We start from the raw sequence: 22,039 nt of genomic DNA, 5'->3' as shown, positions 1-22,039 counted from the left end.
GCCCGTCGTGCCAAGAACTACAGCAGCGGCGCGTTGCACGCCGCGACCAGGGCGCGACGGCAGGCGGTGGTGAGCGGGCGCAGCGCGGCGTCGCGCTGCTGCACCTCGTAGCCGTTGACCGCACCGCCCGGCGCGGCGTGCTCGGCCAGGGCCAGAACCCGGTCCAGGACGCTCGCCCGGGCATACAGGCGGCGGGCCCGCGGGTCGTACCCGGGCGGCAGGTCCGTCGCCCCGTCGGGCTTGCGGATCGCCTCGATCGCACCCGCCAGCTCCGGGCGCCACTGCGCGATGTCGAGCTTCGCCAGGGTCCGCGTGGCGGTGGCCAGCTCCGCCGACAGCTCCGCCTCCGCCTCGGCCGTGCTCGGCTCGTGCGCCCGCGGCCGCTCCTCCGGCAGCGCGAACACCTGCCAGCGCACCGTCTCGAACTCGTCGCCCGACCCGGAGGTGTGCAGCCGCACCTCGGGCACGAACCCGAGGCCGCCCGCGATCACACCCTCGCCGGCCAGCAGCGCCGCGCCCGTGAACGGCCCCGGCCCCGGTAGCCCGCGTGGGTCTCCCGGTGCGGGCAGCACCAGCCGCACCTCGTCCGGGTGCAGCTTCGACAGCGACGGCAGGGCGTCGGCGAGCGACACGTCGGTCCACGTGCCGGGGACGTCGGAGACCATGTGCTCCTCGTCGCCGGAGATCTCGGCGGCGGCGTCGTCGCACGGCACCAGGCCGGCGCGCCACGCCCGGACCCATGCCACGAAACGCGCCGAGCGGCGCGCCTGCAGGGTCGCCGCGCGTGCTGCGGGGGACATGGGAGCAAGGGTACGTGCTGACGTGCCGGTATGTCTCGCAGGCGACGAGGCCGTCAGCCGATACGCTTGCGGTCCATGGACGTCCTGGCGAACAACGACTGGCGCCGCCGGCGGGCCGTACCGGTGGTCGAGGCCGAGATCGACCTGGTCGTGGAGGATGCCGACTCGGGCTGGTGCGGAGCCGTGGTCGGCTTCGAGTTCGGCGCCGTCGTGCTCGAGGACCGCCACGGCATGCGCCGCAACTTCCCCCTGGAACCGGCCGCCTTCCTCCTCGAGGGCCGCCCGGTGACGTTGGTGCGCCCGGCGCCTGCTCGGGTACACCAGCGGAAAATGACCGCCTCGGGCTCGGTCGCCGTATCGGGCCACACCGTGCGGGTCGCCCGCCGCAGCCGCATCTGGGTCGAGGGCATCCACGACGCCGCCCTGGTCGAGCGCATCTGGGGCGACGACCTGCGCATCGAGGGCGTCGTCGTCGAGCCCCTGGACGGCATCGACGAGCTGGCAGCCGCCGTCGCCGGCTTCTCACCCGGCCCGGTGGCCCGCCTCGGCGTCCTGGTGGACCACCTGGTACCAGGCTCGAAGGAGAGCCGCATCGTCTCCTCGGTCCAGTCCCCGTACGTCCTGGTGACCGGCCACCCGTACGTCGACGTCTGGCAGGCCGTGAAGCCGTCCGCGGTAGGCATCCGCGCGTGGCCCGTTGTCCCTCCGGGCCGCCCATGGAAGGAGGGCGTCTGCGCCGCCTTGGGCGTACCGGACCCGTCAGCGATGTGGCGCCGAATCCTGTCCTCGGTCTCAACGTTCCGCGACGTGGAAACCCCGCTGATCAACTCCATGGAACGCCTGATCGACTTCGTAACAGAGCCCGACGACGACCTCTGACTCCGCACGGCGCCGGTTTCCCGACATGTCGGGCACTCCGAACTTAAGCCCGGTCGGGGTATAAATCCGACAAGTCGCGGCACGGAGTGCCCGACTTGTCGGGAAGTCCGGAGTTCGCGCCATCCGGGAATCCGGCGCCGACGAAACGGCCCGAGCGCTGGTCAGAGGGCCGGCCAGGGGTCGCGCGTGAAGACGAACGTCGCGATATCCAGGGCCACCACCTCGCCCGAAGGCGACCGCCGCACCTGCAGGACCTCACCGTCGTTCTCGCCCGACCGGCCCCGCCACCGGTCCGGCGCCGGGCCGTCCGGCTCGAAGCGCCACGGCGTGTCGTCCTTCGACAGCGGGGTGAAGACCAGGGCGTCGCCGGTCCAGCTCGCCTCGTACTCGCGGCCCATCCACCACCACCGGCCCGTCAACGCCGCCACCGAAGCGGGCGGCGGGGTGCCGGGCCGCCAGGGTGCGGGCCGGGCCGGCTCGCGCTCCAGGACCGCCTCCAGCAGGTCCAGCCCGAAGCCGCTCAGCCCTCCGGGGTGGTGCATCGTGTAGGCGTTGGCGAAGGCCACGACCCCGGTGCGGGAGGGGCGGTGCACCGCCAGGACGGCCAGGTAGCCGGGCATCGAGCCCGAGTGGCCGACGAACACCCGCTCGCCGCGCCGCCACAGCTGCAGGCCCAGCCCGTGGCCGGAGCGCCAGCTCTCCAGGTCGCTCAGCACCACCGGCGCGCACATCTCGTCGACGGTGGCGGGGGCCAGCACCGCCGGGTCGGGGTCGGCCAGGAACGCGGCCCAGCGCGACAGGTCCTCGACCGTCGACCAGAGCTGGCCGGCGGGGGCCATCGCGCCGGCGTCCAGGCGGGGCTCCTCACGCATCTCGTCGAGCCACGGGTGCACCACGTAGCCGCGGGCGAAGGGCTCCTCCGGCAGGTACGTGGTGCGCTCCAGCGACAGCGGGCGCAGCAGCCGCTTGGTCGTCATCTCGCGCCAGTCCTCGCCGCCGAGGCGGGCGACGACGGCGCCCAGGAGGCCGTAGGCGAGGTTGGAGTAGTGGAAGCCGTGCAGGGGAGGGTAGGCGACCTTGCCGGCGGTCAGCGCCGACAGGAAGGTCTCGACGTCGGTGCCGCGGTTGCGCTCCCACCAGTCGCCGTCCGGCTCGCGCTGCATGCCGCCGGCGTGGCCGAGCAGCTGGCGCAGGGTCACGTCGCCGACGGGGGTGCCGGGCAGGTGGCGGTACAGCGGGTCGTCCAGCGCCAGCCGGCCCTCGTCGCGCAGGCCGAGCACGAGGGCGCCGGTCATGGTCTTGGTGATCGACCCGATCCGGAACTGCTGCCCGGGCTCGTAGGGGCCCGCCGCGGCCACGTGGACGGGTGCGCCGTCGCGGACCACGCCCGCCACCAGCGTCGGCACCCGCGCGTCGGCGTGTGCGGCGGCCACCAGATCGTCGATGCGGGAGACGGTTTCGGGCAGGAGGGGCACGGGGGATCGCCTTCCTTCGTTCGCGGCATGCTGACCGGCCCAACTCTGCACCGCGGGGGAGGGCGGCGGGAAGTACACGAAGATCCTGCGACGATCCGGCGACAGCGGCGCCTGGAAGCGGCACGACGTGCATCGGCGTGACACGATCGAAGCGTGGATGTCTGGCTGATCGTCTGGTTGATCGTCGGCGCCGCTCTCATCGCGGCGGAGGTCTTCACGACCACCTTCGTGCTGCTGATGTTCGCGATCGGCGCGTTCGCCGCCGCGGGGGCCGCCGCCCTGGGGGCCAACGAGCCGATCCAGGCCGCCGTCTTCGCCGTGGTGAGTGCGCTGTCGTTCGTGGCGGTGCGGCCCACGCTGCGCCGCTACATGCAACGCGACGAACGCGACACCCAGATGGGTGTCGAGGCCATCGAGGGCTCGATGGCGCTCGTCCTCGAGGACGTCGGCAACGACAGCGGCATGGTCAAGATCGAAGGGGAGCTCTGGCGGGCCCGCCCGTACGACGCGACCCAGAGCTTCGAGAAGGGCGAACGGGTCCGCGTGATCGAGATCAAGGGTGCTACCGCAATGGTGTGGAAGGACTGAGGCAAGTGGATCCAACAGCGCTCCTGGCCGTACTGGTGATCGCGGCCGCCCTGATCGCCATCGTCACGGTGGTCAAGTCGGTGAAGGTGGTACCGCAGCAGGTCGAGTACGTGGTGGAGCGGCTCGGGAAGTACAGCCGGACGCTCACGCCCGGCCTGAACATCCTGGTGCCGTTCATCGACTCGGTCCGCAACAAGGTGGACAAGCGCGAGGCGGTCGTGAACTTCCCGCCCCAGCCGGTGATCACCTCCGACAACCTGGTCGTGTCGATCGACACGGTGCTGTACTTCAAGGTCGTGGACTCGGTCCGCGCGACGTACGAGATCTTCTCCTACCTGCAGGCGATCGAGCAGCTGACCGTCACCACGCTGCGTAACGTGATCGGCTCGCTCGACCTGGAGAAGGCGCTCACCAGTCGCGACGAGATCAACCGGCACCTGTCCGGCGTGCTCGACGAGACCACCGGCCGGTGGGGCATCAAGGTCACCCGCGTGGAGATCAAGGCGATCGAGCCGCCGCCGAGCATCCGCGACTCGATGGAGAAGCAGATGCGCGCCGAGCGGGACCGCCGCGCCGCGATCCTGCACGCCGAGGGCCTCAAGCAGTCGCAGATCCTGACCGCCGAGGGCGAGAAGCAGGCGGCGGTGCTGCGGGCCGAGGGCGACCGGCAGTCGCGCATCCTGACCGCCGAGGGCCAGGCGAAGGCCATCCGCACGGTCGTGGACTCCATCCACCTGGCCAACCCGGACTCGAAGGTCATGGCGTACCAGTACCTGCAGTCGCTGCCGCAGATCGCCGCCGGCCAGTCCAACAAGCTGTGGATCCTGCCGGTCGAGCTGACCAAGGCCCTCGAGGGCATCGGCGGCGCGCTCGGCGGCATCAGCCAGATGACCAACGACGAGCGCAGCCGCCACGTCGACCAGAGCTCGCTGGAGGAGGCCGAGTCCCAGGAGGTCATCGAGGCCCGGCGGGCGGCCGAGGAGGCGGCCGCCGCGGCCAACGCGGAGGCCGCCGCGGCCGCCGCGCAGGTCTCCGGCGACCAGCCCACCCGCGAGCTCGGCGGCTCGGCCGGCCTGCCCGCGTCGGCGTACGACATCGCACCGCAGCCCGAGCGCGACAACGGCTGACGCACGCACCGGGCCCGCACGTCCGATCGGCGGCGGGCCCGGTCGCGGCAAACCACCCAAACTGCCCGTAAGGCCGAAGACTGCGCGATGCACGACTTTTCGCCCGTCGGGGTATAAATCCGATATGTCGTGGCGCGGAGCGCCCGACATATCGCGGACCCGTCAGCTGCGCAGGGCGTCCAAAGCCAGCAGGGCGACGTGCAGCGACAGGCACACCGGCACGGCGTCGAGGTCCGCGCCGAGGATCTTGCGGATCTTCGCCAGCCGCTCGTAGAAGGCCGGCCGCGACAGGTGGCTGTGCTCGGCCGCCGCCGACTTGTTGCGGCCGCACTCGAGGTACGCCCGCAGCACGTCCAGCAGCTGCTCGCGCGGGTGCCGGGCGTCGTAGGCCAGCAGCGGCCCGAGCTCCCGCTCGACGAACGTCTGCAGCCGGGGCTCGTCGCGCAGCATGTGCAGCAGGCCGGCCAGCCCCACGTCGGTCAGCCGGACGACGCCGGTGACGGGGTGGCGTACCGCCTCGGCCACCTGCGCGGCCTCGACCAGCGAGCGGCGCGCCTCGCGCGGCGACCCGACGCCCTCGCCGGCCGCCACCACGGCGGCGGCGTGCGCGCGCTGCAGGCGCTCGGCGAACTGGCGCAGCACCTCCGGCTCGTCCGCCCGGTCGCGCAGGGCCAGCAGGACGCCGGCGCTGGCCGCGTCGAGGGTGCCGACGAGCCCCTTGACCGAGAGCTCCGACAGCGCCCGCTCGGCCTCGGTCGCCAGCGCCGGGCGGATCACGAGCCCGACGAGGTGCCGGCGATCCAGTGGTACACCCAGAGCCCGCGCCCGCAGCGCCACCTCCTCGACCGGGATGGTGTGGTTGAGCAGCGCGTTGAGCAGCGTGCGGTGCGGCCCTTCGGGGTCGGGGTCGATCAGCCGCCCCAGCGCCAGGGTGGAGGCGGCCCGCTCGATGAGGATCACGTGCCGCGCCTCGGCCGACGGCACGCGCATGAGCAGCCGCCCCCAGTCCTGCCCCCGCGCGCCCACGACCGTCACCAGCCAGCCCGACTCCGCGTCGTGCCCGGTGCGCCCGGCCGGCCGGATCGCCCGCGAGTGCGCCTCCCAGCTGGCCAGCAGCAGCTGCGCCGAGCCGCCGGCGGCGTCGTAGGCGAGGACCTGCCGCGAGAGGTTCTCCAGCACCACGGGTGCGCCCGCGAGGGTCGCCGCCTGCGCGACGACCTCGGCCGGCCCGGCGCCCTCGACGGACAGGTCGGTGAAGCGCTGGTGGATCTCCTCGGTGGCGCGCAGCTCGGCCAGCTGCGCGTCGATGATCATCGAGTGCACGGCCTCGGTGATGGCCACGAACGGCGTGCCGCGGTGCAGCTCGACGAGGGGGAAGCCGAGCTCGTCGGCGGTGCGCACCATGACGGCGGGCAGCTGACGCGCGTAGCGCCGGCCCATCTCCACGGCGAGCCCGCACGCGCCGACCTCGGCGAGGTCGGCGATGTAGCGGCGCAGCCCGGCGTCGTCCGGCGGCAGCCCGATGCCGGTGGTGAGCACCAGCTCCCCGCCGCGCAGCAGGGTGGCGATGTCGGGCACCTCGGAGCTGTGCACCCAGCGCACCGACTGGTCGAGGCCGCCCTCGCCCGCCACGATCCGCGGGGCGCCGTTGCGCACCGGCTCCAGGGCGAGCACCTCGCGGACGGTGGGGAACATCAGCGCGGATGCTACAACTCGCTGCGGCTCAGCTCCCAGAACGCGACCGCGGCCGCGTTGGCGACGTTGAGCGAGTCGACGCCCCGGTGCATCGGGATGACGACCGCGGCGTCGCTGGCCCGCAGTGCCTTGGCCGTCAGGCCGGGCCCTTCGGCGCCCAGCAGGAGGGCCGGGCGGGCCCGTTGCGCCGCGGTGAGCCGCTGGATCGGCACCGCGTCCGCCGCCGGCGTGAGCGCGAGGATCGTGAAGCCGGCCTCGCGCACCCGGTCCAGACCGTCCGGCCACGGATGCAACTGCGCATACGGTACGGCGAACACCTCGCCCATGCTGACCCGCACGCTGCGGCGGTAGAGCGGGTCGGCGCACGACGGCGACAGCAGCACGGCGTCCATGCCGAGCGCCGCGGCGCTGCGGAACAGGGCGCCGAGGTTGGTGTGGTTGTTGATGTCCTCCAGGATCGCGATCCGCCGGGCGGAGGCGAGGATGGCGTCGGCGCTCAGCTCCGGCTTGCGGTGGAACGACGCGAGCACGCCGCGGTGGACGTGGAAGCCGGTGATCTCCTCGAGCGTCGCCTGGTCCGCGGCGTAGACGGGCACGCCGGCCAGGGGCAGGTCGGCGAGCTGCTCGACGCGCTTGGCGTCGATGAGCACGGAGCGCAGCCGGAAGCCGGCCCGCAGGGCCCGCCGCAGGACGAGCTCGCCCTCGGCGATGAACAGCCCGTTGGGCGGCTCCCAGCGGGTGCGCAGCTCCACGTCCGTCAGCGCCCGGTAGTCGCCGATCCGATCGTCGTCGCCGGTGATCTGTTCCACGCTCAGCACCGGTCGATTCTGCACCCACGGCGTCGCGCGGTGCCTACGGGAAGGCGGCGTTGTACAGATCGTTGCGCTGCTCGAAGTGCGCCTCGCGGGTCAGCCGGCCGGCCGCCAGGTCCTCGTCGAGCCGCCCCAGCCGCGCGAGCACGTGCACGACGTCGCACGGGTGGGGCGCCGGCCGCTGCGGCCGGGCCCGCAGCCGCTCGTGCAGCTCCCGCAGGCTCAGCGGCGCGCCGGGGTCGACCCGGGTGGCCAGCACGAACCCGTCCGGGTCCGCGCGGTCGAACCAGGCCGCCATGGGCTCGCCGAACCAAGGCACCGCCAGGGCCGAGACGAACAGGTCGCGGGTGGCCGTGACCGGCTCGGAGCCGTCGGCGGGCGCTAGGCGGACCGTCACACCCACCACTGGGTCGCCGCGGAAGGCTTCCTGCCGGTACGCCACCCACAGGACGGTCGCCTCGGCCGGCTGTCCCGTGGCGTACAGCGCCGCCGGGCCGGCGCCCGCGCGCACGAGCCGGAACCGGCGGACGGCGTACACGGCGAGGGCGGCCATCGCCGAGCCGGCGCAGGCGAGCAGGACGGCCGGCCACCACTGCACGCCGGCCGCCCGCGACTACTGCATCGAGATGTGCACGTGGTTGTAGTGGTCGCCGGCCGGTGTGCCGTCGCCGCCGTAGGACTTCCAGCCACTACTGGGTTGCCAGATGCGTTTGTACCAGATGACGTACTTGATCCCGAGGTTCTTCGCGTTCGCCAGGGCCCAGGCGGCCAGGTTGTCGCCGTAGGTCTTGTCCGAGCCGGTGGCTCTAGCATTTACGAATGTCGATGCATTGGCCGAGAAGTCACACGCCTTGCCGAGCGGATGGTCGCCGCCACCGCCGCTGCGGTAGCAGCTCGTGTAGTGCGTGAAGCCGGCCTTGCGGGCCTCGTTGTACATGTTCGTCGTGCGCGGGGACTGGCAACCGCTGGTCGTCGGGTCGTCGCCCGTGCAGCCCTCCTTCGGGTACGAACCGTCGGAGTTGCGGGCGACCGGGTTGGTGGTCACCTTGCCGCCGCTCGGGACGCCGCCGCTCACGTCGGCGCCGCCGCCGGCCTTGCGCAGCGCGTCCTCGGCGGCCTTCTTGTTGGCCTCCATGATCTTCAGCTGCGCCTGCTGATTGGCCACCGCCGCGTCGATGTCCTTGCGCTGCTGCTCCAGCTGCTGCTGGGTGGTGCGCACCTCGTGCAGCTGGTCGTTCTCGCGCTGGGCCAGGTACTCGACCGTGACCATGTTGTGCAGCATGTCGTCGGCGTTCTGCGCGCCGATGATCACGTTGACCAGGCTGACCCGCCGGCCGCGGTAGGCGGCGTTGGCGATGGCGCCCGCGTTGGCCTGCAGCTCCGTGAGCCGGGCCTGCGTCTTGGTCATCTGGTCGCCGATCGCGGTCTGGTCGGCGACGGACTTGTCGAGCCGCCCCTTCGCGTCGTTGTACTCCGCGGTCGCCTTGTCCAGGGCCTGACGCACAGTGAGGTTCTGCCCGCCGTCCTCGTTCGCGCCCGGTGTCGGTTCCGACCATGCGGCGTCACCGAACGTGGTCACCAACAGTAGCGCGGTGACCAGCAGCGTGAGGAGACGTCTGGGTGCCGTCAACATCGCGGGTCAGCATACCGAAGCGCCCTGAAAACGCCAGCGCGAGAATGTTGCTTATGGACGACCTACTCTCCCGGCATCGGCGGGTCATGCCCGCCTGGATGCCCGTGTACTACGACGAGCCGATCGAGCTGGTCACCGGCAAGGGTTCCCGGGTCACGGACAGTAATGGAAAGATTTACCTGGACTTCTTCGGCGGCGTGCTGACCAACTCGCTCGGTTACGACCTGCCGGAGGTCCGCGAGGCGATCGAGCGCCAGCTGCGTACCGGCATCATGCACACCAGCACGCTGTACCTGATCCGCGCGCAGGTCGAGCTCGCCGAGAAGATCGCCCGGCTGTCCGGCATCCCCGACGCCCGGGTGTTCTTCACCAACTCCGGCACCGAGGCCAACGAGGCCGCCCTGCAGGTGGCCACCAACAACCGCGGCGGCAACAGCATCCTGGCCGTGCGCAACAGCTACCACGGCCGCACGGCGGCCACGATCGCGGTGACCGGCAACCGGGCCTGGTCCGCCTCGGCGCTGAGCCCGTTCAACGTGAGCTACCTGCACTCCGGCGACCGGCTGCGCGGGCTGTTCAAGGGCATGAGCGACGAGCGGTACCTCGAGGCGGCCGAGGAGGACCTGCGCGAGGTCCTCGCCACCACCACCGCAGGGCCGGTGGCCTGCCTGATCGCCGAGCCGATCCAGGGCGTCGGCGGCTTCACGCACGGCCCCGACGGCCTGCTGGCGGTGTGGAAGCGGGTGCTGGACGAGCACGGCATCCTGCTGGTCAGCGACGAGGTGCAGACCGGCTGGGGCCGCACCGGCGCGCACTTCTGGGGCTACCAGGCACACGGCGTCACGCCCGACCTGCTGACCTTCGCCAAGGGCGTCGGCAACGGCATGGCCCTGGCCGGCGTGGTCGGGCGGGCCGGCGTGCTCGAGTCGGTGCAGGGCATCTCGTTCTCGACCTTCGGCGGCAACCCCCTCGCCACCGCGGCCGGCAACGCGGTGCTCGACTACATCCTCGAGCACGACCTGCAGGAAAACGCGGCGCGCACCGGCGCCATCATCCTCGACGGCCTGCGGGCGCTGTCGAGCCCGATCGTCGCCGAGGTGCGCGGCCGGGGCCTCATGATCGGCGTCGAGCTCACCAGCGCCGCGGCCACCACCGCGGTGTTCGAGTCGTGCAAGCGCGACGGGCTGCTGATCGGCAAGGGCGGGCTGTACGGCACCACGCTGCGCATGGGCCCGCCGCTGAACCTCACCGAGGCCGAGGCGCGGGAGGGTTTGGAAATTCTGACCAGCGCACTGCACGAGCACGGAACTGTTTCAGGCTGAGAACGCCCAGGTCAACACGGCGATCATCGGCGGGGCCGAACCATCCCAGAGGGGTTGGTTCGGCCTTTTTCGTGAAAATCGGCGGAATCCCGCCGACGCTCCGCTTGTAACAAAACGGGCTAAATCTCGGCGGGGGCCTGACGCCGGGCCGGTTTCGGGTGGTCTTCTAGTGCCGTCGCCGGATGCCCCCCGATCAAGATCGAGATGTACCCCCACCTGGGCTTTTAGCCACCCTTAAGATCCACTTCGAAGGTAACAGTTTGAAAACTTCACCCAACACCTTGACAAGAAGGGCCCCGCAGTAAGAACTTTTACCACTAACAGTTAAGGAACTTTGCTGAAAGGGAGCGAGCATGACGCCACGCGAGGAGCTCACGACGGCGGTGCAGACCGCTGTCGGCGCCTCCCCCGTGTCGCCGGCTCCGCTGCCCGCAGCGCCCGTCGAGATCCTCGCGGCGCCGGCCGCGGGGGAGAGCGTCCTGGCCCGGGTCCGCGCCGGGCTGGGCGAGTTCACCGGCGCCCTGCAGCGCGTCGCCGAGCTGATCCTGGCCGACCCGGCCGCGGCGGCCCGCTCGACGATCGTCGAGCTCGCCGAGCGCAGCGGCACCTCGCCCGCCACCGTGACCCGCTTCTGCCGGGCGCTGGGCTTCGTCGGCTACGCCGAGATGCGCCTGGCCATCGCCGGCGAGACCGGCCGGGCCGCCCGTACCGGCGGCTGGACGATGGACATCGGGCGCGAGATCCAGCCGACCGACCCGCTGGAGCGCGTGCTCGGCCAGATCATGGCGGCCGACACGCAGTCGATGCACGACACCGCCGCGCTGCTGGACCTCTCCGAGGTCGAGCGCGCCGCCGAGGCCATCGCGCGCGCCAACCGGGTGGACATCTACGGCCAGGGCGGCAGCGCGCTGGTCGGCGGGGAGATGCAGTTCTGCCTGCACCGCATCGGCGTCGCCGCCTGGGCCTGGACCGACGTGCACAACGGCCTGGCCAGCTCGGCGCTGCTCAAGGGCGGCGACGTCGCCCTCGGCGTCTCGCACAGCGGCCAGGCCCGCGAGACGGTCGAGATGATCGCCGAGGCGAGCAGCCGGGGCGCGACGACGATCGCGCTGACCAGCTTCCCGCGCTCGCCGCTGGCCGAGGTCGCCGACATCGTCCTGCTCACCGCGACGCAGGCGACCACCTTCCGGCCCGACGCCCTCTCGGCCCGGCACCCGCAGCTCGTGGTGCTCGACCTGCTGTACATCGCGGTCGCCCAGCGCACCCACGAGCGCGCACACGCAGCGTTCTCCGTCACGGCCCAGGCGGTCGCCGGTCACCGGTCGGCCTCCGGAAAGGAAGCGTCGTGACCACCCTGCAGGACGCTCGCGCGAGAAAGGGCGACGGGATGGCCGTCACCGCTCACGGTTACGTCTCCGCGATCCAGTCGGTCATCGACCGGATCGCCCTCACCCAGGTCAACGGCATCAGCCAGGCCGCCGACCACATCACCGCCGCGCTGCGCGCCGGCGGTCTCCTCCAGGCGTTCGGCACGGGACACTCCGAGGCGGTGGCGGTGGACTTCGCCGGCCGCGCCGGTGGCCTCGTGCCGACGAACAAGATCCTCCTTCGGGACCTCGTCGTCTACGGCGGCGCGGACCCGAAGATCCTCGAGGACGAGAAGCTGGAACGCGATCCGAGCATCGCGGCCCGGCTCTACGAGATCGCCGCGCCGCGTCCCGAGGACGTGTTCGTGATGGCCTCACAGTCGGGGATCAACGGCGGGATCGTCGAGATGGCGCTGCTGATCAAGCAGCGCGGGCACAAGTTGATCGCCATCACATCGGTCGAGCACACCGCACGGGTGTCCCCCAGGCACCCCTCGGGCCAGCGGCTCGCCGACATTGCCGACGTCGTGCTGGACAACGGCGCGCCGTACGGCGACGCACTGCTGTCGCTGGAAAGCGGCGGCGCGGTCTGCCCGGTCTCTTCGGTCACCAACGCGCTCATCGCGCAGCTGGTGGTCGCCGAGGTCGTGCGACGCATCGAGGCCGCGGGCGAGGTGGCTCCCGTCTACCTGTCCGCAAACGTCCCCGGCGGGGACGAGCACAACCACACCCTCGAGTCGCGGTACGCCGGACGCGTCCGGCGCACCGCCTGACCCGAACCGAGGAGACCCCCACATGTCCAATGATCTGACTCGTCGTACCGTCCTGCGGCGCGCGGCGGCTGCGGGCCTGCTCGCCACGCCGGCAGCCGGTCTGCTCGCCGCCTGCGCCGGCTCCGACTCCAAGCCCGAAGACAACAAGGGTGGCGGCGCCAAGTCGGCCGACAACCCGTTCGGCGTTGCGGACGGCAGCACCGTCAAGGTCGTCGTCTTCGACGGCGGTCTCGGCACGGACTACGCCAAGAAGGACGTCGAGATCTTCAAGGCGAAGCACGCCAACGTCACGGTGAACCAGAGCGCCACCCAGAAGATCAAGACGCAGGAGCAGCCGAAGATGGCGACCTCCCCGTCCGACCTGATCAACAACTCCGGTGCCGACAACATGGACACCAGCACGCTGATCAACGAGAACGCGATCCAGTCGCTGGACGACCTGCTCGACGCCCCGACCTGGGACGGCACCGGCAAGATCCGCGACGTGCTGCTGCCGGGCACCATCAACGACGGCACCTTCCAGGGCAAGTTCTACACGCTCAAGTACGCCTACACGGTGTGGGGCATGTGGTACGACGCCGCCCTGTTCGAGAAGAACAGCTGGACCGCGCCGAAGACCTGGGCCGACTTCTTCACCCTGGCCCCGAAGATCAAGGCCGCCGGTGTCGCCCCGTTCGTCTACGACGGCGTGCACGGCTACTACCCGCGCTGGCACATCATGGCGACGGTGTGGAACGCGGCCGGCAAGCAGGCCGTGGTCGACATCGACAACCTCAAGCCGGACGCGTGGAAGGCCGCGGGCATCCTCGAGGGCCTGCAGAACATCGAGAAGATGGTCAAGGACCAGCTGATCCTGGCCGGTTCCTCGGCGCTCAACCACACCGCGTCGCAGCAGGCGCACCTGGACGGCAAGGCCGCCTTCATCCAGCTCGGCACCTGGTACAAGAACGAGATGGCCAAGACCCTGCCCCCGACCTTCAAGCTGACGCTCTCGAACTACTGGGACGTCGCCAGCCCGAAGGCCGCCGGCGCGGTCTACGCCGGTGCCGGCGAGGACTGGGTCGTTCCGGCGAAGGCCGCGAACGCCGCTGGCGCGAAGGAGTACCTGCGCGCGATGCTGTCCACCGAGGGTGCCGGGGCGTTCGCCTCGCTCACCAAGTCGCTGGCGTCCGTCAAGGGCTCGGGTGACAAGGTCGACGACACGGCGCTGGCCAGCGCGAACGCGCTCATGAAGGGCGCGCCCGCGGAGCTGATCTCGTTCCGCTACCCGGACTTCTACGCCGACTACGACAAGGAGAGCCAGAACCTCTCGGAGGACCTGATGGCCGGCCGCGTCGACGCCGCCGGGTTCATCACCAAGATGCAGGCCATCGCGGACAAGGTCTCCAAGGACCCGAACGTCAAGAAGCAGACCCGCACCAACTGATCCCGTTTCCCGGTTAGGTAGTGACTGATCATGCGGCACGGTAAGGCGCGGTTCGTGACGGGCTTCCTAGCCCTTCCGGTACTGCTCTTCGCGTTCTACGTGGTGTGGCCGTTCGCCCAGGCGGTGGGGTACTCGTTCACCGACTGGGGCGGCTACTCGGACAAGCAGAACTTCGTGGGCTTCGACAACTACGTTCGCCTGTTCAAGGACGAGCTGGTACACAAGGCCTTCTGGCACAACGTGTTCTTCCTCGTCACCGTGCCGCTGTTCACGATCGTGCTGGCCCTGTTCTTCGCGTTCCTGCTCAATGTGGGCGGACGCGGAGACAGGGCCGGCGTCCGGGGCGTCTTCGGGTCCAGCGTCTACAAGGTCATCTTCTTCTTCCCGCAGGTGCTGTCGCTGGTCCTCATCGCGGTCATGTGGGGACAGATCTACCGCGGTGACGACCAGGGCCTCATCAACGGCCTGCTCATCAAGGCCCACCTGATCGACCCGCAGCACCCCAACGCGTTCGTCGCCGACCCCACCCCGATCCTCGGCATCCCCGCCGTGCTGTGGTGGCTGCTGGTCATCGCGGTGTGGAGCGGCGTCGGCTTCTACATGGTCCTGTTCTCGGCGGCGATGCAGAGCATCCCGAAGGACATCTACGAGGCGGCGTTGCTGGACGGCGCCGGCCGTATGCACACCTTCCTTCGCATCACGCTGCCGCTGCTGCGGGACAACATCTCGGTCGCCTGGGTCTACCTCGGCATCACCGCGCTGGACATGTTCGCCCTGGTGTACGTCATGACACCCAGCCAGGGCGGCCCCGACCACGCCTCCGAGATCTTCGCGTCGGTGATCCAGTTCACCGCATTCAACCGCGGTCAGTTCGGTTACGCCTGCGCCCTCGGTGTGGCGCTGGCGATCTTCACGATGCTGATCGCCGCCATCCAGCTGCGGGTCACCCGCCGCGAGCGAATCGAGTTCTGACATGGCTGACGTGGTGGTGAACGACAGGCGTGCGGCGCCCACCGGCGGCGCCGGCCGCGGCCCCGCGCCGAAGGCCGCCAAGGAGCGGGCCAAGCTCGGCGACACGATCTTCGGCGGCTTCTCGCACCTGTTCCTGGTCGTCTGGGCACTCATGGTGGTGTACCCGCTGCTCTGGGTGGTGATGTCGTCCTTCAAGGACGACCGGGGCATCATCAAGGAGCCGCTGTCGCTCAACCCGCACTCGCTGCACTGGGAGAACTTCTCCCGCGCGTGGAGCAAGGGCGGCCTCGGCGGCTTCTTCTTCAACACCCTGATCGTCGTCGGCGGCGGCGTGTTCCTGACCATGCTGCTGGGTTCGATGGCCGCCTACGTGCTGGCCCGCTACGACTTCCCGGGCAACCGGGCGATCTACTTCCTGTTCCTGTCCGGGCTGACGCTGCCGGTGTACCTCGCGATCGTGCCGCTGTTCAAGGGCGTGTACAACACCGGCGTCTCGTTCCCGCTGATCGGCCTGAACTCGCGGGTCATGCTGATCCTCGTGTACGTCGCCTGGTCGCTGTCGTTCACGATCTTCTTCATGCACTCGTTCTTCCGAACGTTGCCGACCACGGTGGCGGAGGCCGCGCTCGTCGACGGCGCCTCGCACACCACGCTGTTCTTCCGCGTGATGCTGCCGATGGCCAAGCCCGGCCTGATCAGCATCGGCATCTTCAACGTGCTCGGGCAGTGGAACCAGTGGTACCTGCCGACGGTGCTCATGCAGGACCTCTCCGGCGCGGGCAAGACGCACCAGGTGCTCGCGCAGGGCCTCATCAGCCTGTCGGTGAACCAGGGGTACAAGTCGGACTGGTCCGGCCTCTTCGCGGGCCTCACCATGGCGATGCTGCCGGTCTTGATCGTGTACATCGTGTTCCAGCGGCAGGTGCAGGCCGGCCTCACCAGCGGGGTGTCGAAGTAGATCCCGCTCACAGACCCGCGCGGCCCCGGTGCTTCGGTGCAGAAGTGCCGGGGTCGTGCGATGTAATGCCCTCATGCTCGTCGCGGTGACGCCGTCCGGCGCCGGCGGCCGCCTGCGGCCGCTGGCCGACGACGGCACGCCCGCCGGCGGCGAGGAGCACGTCGCAGACCTGGCGGGGGCGGTCGCACGAGTCGAGTCACGCGACCGTCCCCGCTGGCTTTGGCCGTCCACGGCCGAGATCTACCCCCGCCTCGTGCGCGCCGGCGTGCGGGTCGAGCGCTGCCACGACCTCGAGCTGGCCGAAGCGCTCCTGCTCGGCGCGGAGGGCGCGTGGGGCGCGCCGCGCACGCTCGCCGCGGCGAGCGCCCGCCTGGCCGGGCGGCCGGTGCCGCCGGACCCTCCGGCGCGGGCCGCCGAGCCGCCGGGACTGTCGCAGGATTCGCTGTTCGACGCGTTCGACGCTCCGGCGGTACCGCTGGACGAGCTCATCGCGGTCTATCACGAGCAGCGCCGGCGGATCGAGGCGCTGCCGGAGCTGCCCTCGGCGCACGACCTCGCACCGCGCGCCGGCGGGATGCGCACCCTCGTGGCCGCCGAGTCCGCCGGCGCGCTCGTCGCCGTCGAGATGGGCCTGGCCGGCCTGCCGTGGCGCGCCGACGTGCACGACACCCTGCTGCGCGAGCTGCTCGGCCCGCCCTCGCCGGTCGGCGGACCGCCCGCCCGTCTGGCCGAGCTCGGCGCCCGCCTCAACGACGCCCTCGGCCAGCGCGTGCACCCCGACTCCCCGGCCGAGCTGCTGCGCGCCTTCGCCCGCGCCGGGATCATGCTGCGCAGCACCCGCAAATGGGAGCTCGAGCACGTCGAGCACCCGGCCGTGCCGATCCTGCTGGAGTACAAGGAGCTGTACCGCCTCTGGGTCGCGCACGGCTGGACCTGGCTCGACCAGTGGGTCGCCGGCGGCCGCTTCCGCGCCGAGTACATCCCCGGCGGCGTCGTCTCCGGCCGCTGGGCCACCCGCGGCGGCGGCGCCCTGCAGATCCCCAAGATCGTGCGCCGGGCCGTCGTGGCCGACCCCGGCTGGACGTTCGTCGCCGCCGACGCCGGGCAGCTCGAGCCCCGCGTGCTCGCCGCCGTCTCCGGCGACCGCCGCCTGGCCCGCGCCGCCGCGGAGGGCGACCTCTATGCCGCCCTGGCCGCCGACGCGTTCGACGGCGACCGGGCCAAGGCCAAGATCGCGCTGCTCGGCGCCATGTACGGCCAGACCGGCGGCAACGCGGCGCCCGCCCTCGCCGCCCTGCGCCGCTTCTACCCGGCCGCCTGGGACCTCGTCGAGGAGGCCGCCCGCACCGGCGAGAGCGGGGGACTGGTGCGCACCTGGCTCGGCCGCACCTGCCCGCCCGCATCGGTGACCTGGCGCGAGGGCTACGACGAGCCCGGCGCCGAGGTCGAGTCGCGCGGCGGCGCCCGTGGCCGCGCCCGCGGCCGGTTCACCCGCAACTTCGTCATCCAGGGCACCGCCGCCGAATGGGCCCTGGTCCTGCTCGCGCGCCTCCGCGCGGCGCTGACGGGCTACCGCGCGGAGCTCGTGTTCTTCCAGCACGACGAGGTGATGGTGCACTGCCCGCGACCGGAGGCCGAGGCGGTCGCCGCCGCCGTGCGCGCCGCCGGCGAGGAGGCCCGCCGGCTGCTCTTCGGCGACACCGAGGTGCGCTTCCCCCTCGACGTGTCGATCGTCGAGCGTTACAGCGACGCGAAGTAGGCGGCCATCGCGTCGGTGTGGGTCGGGAAGCACAGCGGCCGGGCCCCGACGGCGACCTCGAACCCGAGCGACTCCTCCGTGCGCGCCGACTGCGGCAGCTCGACCAGCGGCCGCGGCGGCAGGACGCCGAACACGATGAGGTTGCCGCTGCGCACGCTCTGCACGTCGAACAGCCGCACGTCGGAGGCGTCGGCGAGGATCGTGGTCTCCTCGCGCAGCTCCCGCGCCGCCGCCTCCTGCCACGACTCGCCCAGCTCGATGAACCCGCCCGGCAGCGCCAGCTCACCGCGCATCGGCTCGATGTCGCGGCGCACCACGACGATCCCGCGCCCCTCGTCGGTATCGACGGGCAGCAACACCACCGCCACCGGCAGCGGGTTGCGCCAGGTAGTCTCCCCGCACGCCGCGCACACCCGCGGCCAGGGCGCCCCTTGCACATAGGCGGCGCCGCAGTACGAACAGTGATCATGGAGGGCCATGAGCATGCAGCCTACCGAGCGCGTACTAATCTGATCGGCGTCGGTGCTGACTCGTTGACGTAGGAGAGCCCCGCTGAGCGCGATAGTCGGACTGGTTCTCGCCGCAGGTGGCGGCCGCCGGTATGGCGGCCCCAAGGCGCTCGTGCGCCACGACGACGGCCGCCTGCTGGTCGAACGCGCCGTCGCCACCCTCCGCGACGGCGGTTGCACGCGGATCTGGGTCGTCCTCGGCGCCGAGGCCGCCCGCGTCCGCGACGAGGCGCAGCTCGGCGACGTCCAGCTGCTGGACAACCCCACCTGGAAGAGCGGCATGGGCTCCTCCCTGCGCGTCGGCCTGGCGGCCCTGGCCGACAGCGACGCGCAGGCCGTCGCCGTGCTCCTGGTCGACACGCCGGGCATCGGCCCCGAGGCCGTGTCCCGCCTGCTGGCCGCCGCGCCGGCCGGCACCGGCGCCCTGCTCACGGCGACGTACAAGGGCAAGCGCGGCCACCCGGTCATCCTCGGCCGCGACCACTGGCCCGGCGTGACGACCCTGGCGACGGCGGACGTGGGCGCCCGGGCCTACCTGGTCGCACACGCCGACCAGGTCCAGGGCGTCCCGTGCGAGGACATCGCCGACGACACCGACCTGGACGTGCCGCCGGAGGAGTGACCGCCCCGGCGGCTGTTGTGTCCGACAAGTCGGGCACTCCGTGCCACGACTTGTCGGATTTTTCGCCTGACAGGAGATAAATCCGCGCTGATGGGCAATTTCGGGCATCGCGCAAGGCCGGTCCGCGATCGATGCACCGGAGGTCAGTGACGGGCGTCGGTGGGGATGCAAGGTCGCGCGTGGTGCCGGCGGGCCGCAGCGTCGGTGGCCGGGCGGTTAGCGGTGGGCGGCCTGCCACGCGCCGGCCGGCAGGGGTGCGAGGTCGCGCGTGCCGCCGGCGGCTCGCAACGTCGGTGGCCGGGCGGTCAGCGGTGGGCGGCCTGCCACGCGCCGGCCGGCAGGGGTGCGAGGTCGCGCGTGCTGCCGGCGGCCCGCAGCGTCGGCGGCCGGGCGGCCTGGCACACGCCGACCGGCAGCGGTGCGAGGTCGCGCGTGGTGCCGGCGGGCCGCGGCGTCGGTGGCCGGGCGATCAGCGGTGGGCGGCCTGCCACAGGGCCGGCCAGCCGCCGTGTGCCAGCCAGCCCTCGGGGACCAACAGGCCGTGCTCGGCGATGTGGTCCCAGAAGGTCTCGCGGTCGGCGCCCAGCTCCACCGCGTCCGCCCACGCCGCCGCCCAGGGGCCGTCCTCGTCGTGCAGCGCCGAGGCCGGGTAGCCGGGCACGTGGACCCGCCGGGGCGCCAGCACGGCCGCGCCCGGACCGGACCAGCAGGTCACGGCCAGGGCGCAGGCGCACAGCATCGGCACCGTGATCCCGCGGGGCCGCGACGACACCAGCGCCGGGTGGCCCTCCCGCAGCAGGTCGCCCAGTGCCGAGCGGACCCGCAGCGCGACCAGGTCGGCCGTGCGCGCCTCGGCCACGCCCGGGCGGCGGGCGAGCGTGCGCAGCGATCCCGGCAGTGGCGCGTCGGCGAGCAGCGGGGCCAGCTCGGGCGCGCCGTCCGGCAGCGCGCCGGCCATTGGGCGCTCGGCGGTCGCCCGCCACAGCCGGGCCGCCTCGCCGGACTCCAGCGCCGCGGCGACCGCCCGGGCCAGCGCCGGCCGCGACGCGCGGCGCATGGCGGTCAGCGGCTCCTCGCTCGGGCCGCCCGCCGGCAGCCGGCCGGCGAGCGCCGCGATGGGCTCGAGCGTCGCGGCGAGCTCCCGCCGGGCCTGCGCGGCGCGCGCGACGAGGGCCGGGCCGTGCTCGGCGGCGATGCGGGCCGCCGGCGAGGGCACCCGCCGCCGCCCGGCACGAGCCTCGCGCGCCGGGCCCGGCTCCGGTCCGGGCTCCGGTCCCGCGTCCGCCCCCGGCGCCCCGTCCACGGCCGGGCGCTGCGGCGGCAGGGTCGCGACCCACTCGCGGAAGCGCGCGTCCAGCGCCGGCTCCGGGTCGTGGTTGAAGCGCGCCCGCAGCTCGGCGACGATCCAGCCGTGGCGCACCGGGCGCAGCTGGCCGTTGAGCAGCAGCCGCCCGTCGGCGCAGCGGACCGCGACGAGGACGGACCGGCCGGCGACGCACTGCGCCGTGTAGTCGGGGCCGCCGATGCAGTTGCCCATGTACGCGCCCCACAGCGCCGTCTGCCGCGGCGTCAGCGCGATCTCGAGGCGCTCGCCGCCGGAGCCCGGCAGGGCGGTGCCGTCGGCGGCCAGGATCGGGGCCGGGACCTTGAAGGCGGCCGTCAGGCTCTCGGTCGCGACGGCGGCGGCCAGCGCGGCGGCGAGGTCCGGCCAGGCGCGGGCGCGGCGGGCCGGCTGCGCCGCGTCCGCGCCGTCGTCGCCGGCGCCGAAGCCGGCCAGGCCCGCCAGCTGCGCCACGCCGCCGGCCGCCGCGGCGATCGACTCCAGCGACGGTTCGAGCGGCGACGGCTCGGCACGATCGGGCGGCTCCGGGTCGATGAAGGGGACCGTGTCGTACTGGACCGAGGCGGACTCGCGGCCGTCGAGCCGGGCCACGGCGTCGCAGAGCTCGGCGAGCCACAGCATGTCGCCGATGTGCTCCAGGTAGGGGTGGCCGCGCTCGATCGCCAGGCCGATGCTGACGCCGTCGCCGGCTTCGAGCAGGGGCGGCTGGAACCAGCGGGGGAGCCGCTCGGGGGAGAAGTGCCCGACGGCGGCCCGCCACTTGGCCAGTGAGCCGTTGGCCCACCGTGCGGCGGCGCGGCGGGCCGGGTCCTCGGGGCCCTGGACGATGCCCCACAGCAGCGTCGCGGCCTTGCCGTGGGCCAGGACCCCGTACGTGCGCGCGTTGGCGATCGCGATGCGCACGAACGCCTCGTCCCCGGAGGGCTGGCGGGGGTTGGCGAGGCGGCGCTCCAGGTCGCGCAGGATCACGCCCGGGCGCGCGGGGAGGCCGGTCAGGCCGGGTATGCGCCGGGCGGCGCGGCTGAGCTGGCCGGGGTCGACGAGCGCGGCCGCCGCGGCGATCTCGTGGCGGTGGCGGTCCAGGGCGGCCGGCACGCCCTCGTCGGCGACCGTGACCGCCAGGCGCGCGAGCACGGTGGCGCCCAGGCAGTCGTGCAGTGCCGCGTCGGCGCAGCGGGTGTGGTACCACAGCGGCGCCTGCCACCGCGCCGCCTCCGCGAGGGTCGGCTCGTGTCCGAGGCTCGAGCGCAGCGCGGCCAGGAGGTCGTCGTCGTCATAGCGCTCCTGGCGCGTGTACAGGTCGTCGCGGCGGTCCCCGCGGGCCTGTGTCGCGCGGCGGGCCTCGCGGCGGCGGCGGTCCTGCTGGTGCGCGCGGACGCGGTCCCACAGGTCCAGCAGCAGCGCCAGGCGGCGCGGGCGCGGGAACGGCGTGAGGAACCGGGCCAGGTGCGTGCCGACGACCGAGGGCAGGCCGTCCGGGAACGGGTCGATGCCCGGCGGCGCCTCGAGGCCGAGCAGCGTGACCAGCTGCTCGGGGCCCAGCAGGTCGGCGGCGGCGACCGCCAGGCGCAGCGCGGGCCAGCGGGCGGCCTCGACGGCGGCGGTCGCGGCGGCGCCCAGCGGCTTGGTCGCGTCCGGGCCGAACAGGGCGACCGAGATGGCTGCGGGTGGCCCGAGGGCCTCGGCTCCGGCGATGCGCAGGGCGGCGAGCACGCCGTCGCGGCGGTCTCCGGCGCCGCCCTCCAGGCGCGCCGCCCGGAAGTCGTCGCCCAGGTCGGCGCCGGAGTCGGCGGCGACGACCCCGCCGTCCTGCACGAGCCGGGCGAGCCGGTCGAGCGCCCGCCGGACCCGGTCGTCGCCGGCATCGGCCGGCCCGAGCACCACCGCGGCGCCGGGAGACATGCCGCTCAACGGCCGGACGCGTTCGTGAGGGGGAGGGATCACTCCGCCGGACAGTCGCGTCACCCGGCCATGGTCCGC

General features: G+C 72.6%; 20 protein-coding genes. 11 read left to right on the top strand and 9 right to left on the bottom strand.

Annotated features, from left to right (window positions below):
- Positions 1-17: 17 nt before the first annotated feature.
- The gene (locus ABD901_RS07905) at positions 18-800 is read right to left on the bottom strand and encodes a hypothetical protein (protein WP_345122825.1); all 783 of its coding nucleotides are present in this window, start codon (positions 798-800) and stop codon (positions 18-20) included.
- Between the two features lie 75 nt (positions 801-875).
- Between ABD901_RS07905 and ABD901_RS07900 the strand changes: the two genes are divergently transcribed.
- Positions 876-1,679, top strand: a complete 804-nt coding sequence (locus ABD901_RS07900) for a DUF3097 domain-containing protein (protein WP_345122823.1) — start codon at positions 876-878, stop codon at positions 1,677-1,679.
- Positions 1,680-1,840: 161 nt separating this feature from the next.
- Here ABD901_RS07900 and ABD901_RS07895 read toward each other — a convergent pair whose 3' ends face one another.
- Complete coding sequence (locus ABD901_RS07895; RefSeq protein WP_345122821.1) at positions 1,841-3,154, bottom strand: serine hydrolase domain-containing protein; 1,314 nt, start codon at positions 3,152-3,154, stop codon at positions 1,841-1,843.
- A 153-nt stretch (positions 3,155-3,307) separates the two neighbouring features.
- On the opposite strand from ABD901_RS07895, the gene ABD901_RS07890 reads away from it, so the two are divergent.
- Positions 3,308-3,742, top strand: a complete 435-nt coding sequence (locus ABD901_RS07890; RefSeq protein WP_345122819.1) for an NfeD family protein — start codon at positions 3,308-3,310, stop codon at positions 3,740-3,742.
- Positions 3,743-3,747: 5 nt separating this feature from the next.
- Positions 3,748-4,869: an SPFH domain-containing protein gene (locus ABD901_RS07885; protein ID WP_345122817.1), complete on the top strand. Its 1,122-nt coding sequence runs from the start codon at positions 3,748-3,750 to the stop codon at positions 4,867-4,869.
- Positions 4,870-5,031: 162 nt separating this feature from the next.
- Here ABD901_RS07885 and ABD901_RS07880 read toward each other — a convergent pair whose 3' ends face one another.
- From ABD901_RS07880 to ABD901_RS07865, 4 genes are read right to left on the bottom strand one after another with little or no spacing between them, the layout of a single operon-like run.
- Positions 5,032-6,564, bottom strand: coding sequence for a PucR family transcriptional regulator (locus ABD901_RS07880; protein WP_345122815.1), 1,533 nt, complete (start codon positions 6,562-6,564; stop codon positions 5,032-5,034).
- Positions 6,565-6,575: 11 nt separating this feature from the next.
- Positions 6,576-7,379: a TrmH family RNA methyltransferase gene (locus ABD901_RS07875; protein WP_345123566.1), complete on the bottom strand. Its 804-nt coding sequence runs from the start codon at positions 7,377-7,379 to the stop codon at positions 6,576-6,578.
- Between the two features lie 37 nt (positions 7,380-7,416).
- The gene (locus ABD901_RS07870) at positions 7,417-7,974 is read right to left on the bottom strand and encodes a hypothetical protein (protein WP_345122814.1); all 558 of its coding nucleotides are present in this window, start codon (positions 7,972-7,974) and stop codon (positions 7,417-7,419) included.
- Between the two features lie 15 nt (positions 7,975-7,989).
- Positions 7,990-9,009, bottom strand: coding sequence for a coiled-coil domain-containing protein (locus ABD901_RS07865; protein WP_345122812.1), 1,020 nt, complete (start codon positions 9,007-9,009; stop codon positions 7,990-7,992).
- A gap of 47 nt (positions 9,010-9,056) precedes the next feature.
- Here ABD901_RS07865 and ABD901_RS07860 point away from each other — a divergent pair, with 47 nt between their 5' ends.
- The 7 genes from ABD901_RS07860 to ABD901_RS07830 all read left to right on the top strand — a co-directional run bounded on the left by ABD901_RS07860 (position 9,057) and on the right by ABD901_RS07830 (position 17,586).
- Entirely contained in the window at positions 9,057-10,331 is a 1,275-nt protein-coding gene (locus ABD901_RS07860; protein WP_345123564.1) for an aspartate aminotransferase family protein, read from the top strand.
- A 353-nt stretch (positions 10,332-10,684) separates the two neighbouring features.
- On the top strand, positions 10,685-11,680 hold the full coding sequence (locus ABD901_RS07855; RefSeq protein WP_345122810.1) for a MurR/RpiR family transcriptional regulator: 996 nt from the start codon (positions 10,685-10,687) through the stop codon (positions 11,678-11,680).
- A 38-nt stretch (positions 11,681-11,718) separates the two neighbouring features.
- Complete coding sequence (locus ABD901_RS07850) at positions 11,719-12,471, top strand: sugar isomerase domain-containing protein (RefSeq protein WP_345123562.1); 753 nt, start codon at positions 11,719-11,721, stop codon at positions 12,469-12,471.
- A 22-nt stretch (positions 12,472-12,493) separates the two neighbouring features.
- A complete protein-coding gene (gene ngcE / locus ABD901_RS07845) occupies positions 12,494-13,897 on the top strand; it encodes an N-acetylglucosamine/diacetylchitobiose ABC transporter substrate-binding protein (RefSeq protein WP_345122808.1) in 1,404 nt (467 codons plus the stop codon).
- A gap of 30 nt (positions 13,898-13,927) precedes the next feature.
- A complete protein-coding gene (locus tag ABD901_RS07840) occupies positions 13,928-14,869 on the top strand; it encodes a carbohydrate ABC transporter permease (RefSeq protein WP_345122806.1) in 942 nt (313 codons plus the stop codon).
- A gap of 151 nt (positions 14,870-15,020) precedes the next feature.
- Positions 15,021-15,827: a carbohydrate ABC transporter permease gene (locus ABD901_RS07835; protein ID WP_345123560.1), complete on the top strand. Its 807-nt coding sequence runs from the start codon at positions 15,021-15,023 to the stop codon at positions 15,825-15,827.
- Positions 15,828-15,900: 73 nt separating this feature from the next.
- On the top strand, positions 15,901-17,586 hold the full coding sequence (locus tag ABD901_RS07830; protein ID WP_345122804.1) for a bifunctional 3'-5' exonuclease/DNA polymerase: 1,686 nt from the start codon (positions 15,901-15,903) through the stop codon (positions 17,584-17,586).
- On the opposite strand, the gene ABD901_RS07825 is transcribed toward ABD901_RS07830, so the two are convergent.
- Positions 17,568-18,065, bottom strand: coding sequence for an NUDIX domain-containing protein (locus tag ABD901_RS07825; RefSeq protein WP_345122802.1), 498 nt, complete (start codon positions 18,063-18,065; stop codon positions 17,568-17,570). The genes ABD901_RS07830 and ABD901_RS07825 overlap by 19 nt on opposite strands.
- Before the next feature lie 142 nt (positions 18,066-18,207).
- Here ABD901_RS07825 and ABD901_RS07820 point away from each other — a divergent pair, with 142 nt between their 5' ends.
- Complete coding sequence (locus ABD901_RS07820) at positions 18,208-18,717, top strand: nucleotidyltransferase family protein (RefSeq protein WP_345122800.1); 510 nt, start codon at positions 18,208-18,210, stop codon at positions 18,715-18,717.
- Positions 18,718-19,022: 305 nt separating this feature from the next.
- Here ABD901_RS07820 and ABD901_RS07815 read toward each other — a convergent pair whose 3' ends face one another.
- A complete protein-coding gene (locus ABD901_RS07815) occupies positions 19,023-19,208 on the bottom strand; it encodes a hypothetical protein (protein WP_345122798.1) in 186 nt (61 codons plus the stop codon).
- Positions 19,187-21,961: a hypothetical protein gene (locus ABD901_RS07810; protein WP_345122796.1), complete on the bottom strand. Its 2,775-nt coding sequence runs from the start codon at positions 21,959-21,961 to the stop codon at positions 19,187-19,189. The genes ABD901_RS07815 and ABD901_RS07810 overlap by 22 nt, the downstream gene beginning before the upstream one ends.
- Positions 21,962-22,039 lie beyond the last annotated feature (78 nt).

Origin of the sequence: Dactylosporangium darangshiense (genome assembly GCF_039537565.1) — a bacterium.
Lineage (GTDB): Bacteria > Actinomycetota > Actinomycetes > Mycobacteriales > Micromonosporaceae > Dactylosporangium > Dactylosporangium darangshiense.
This window is presented reverse-complemented; position numbering and strand designations above follow the sequence as displayed.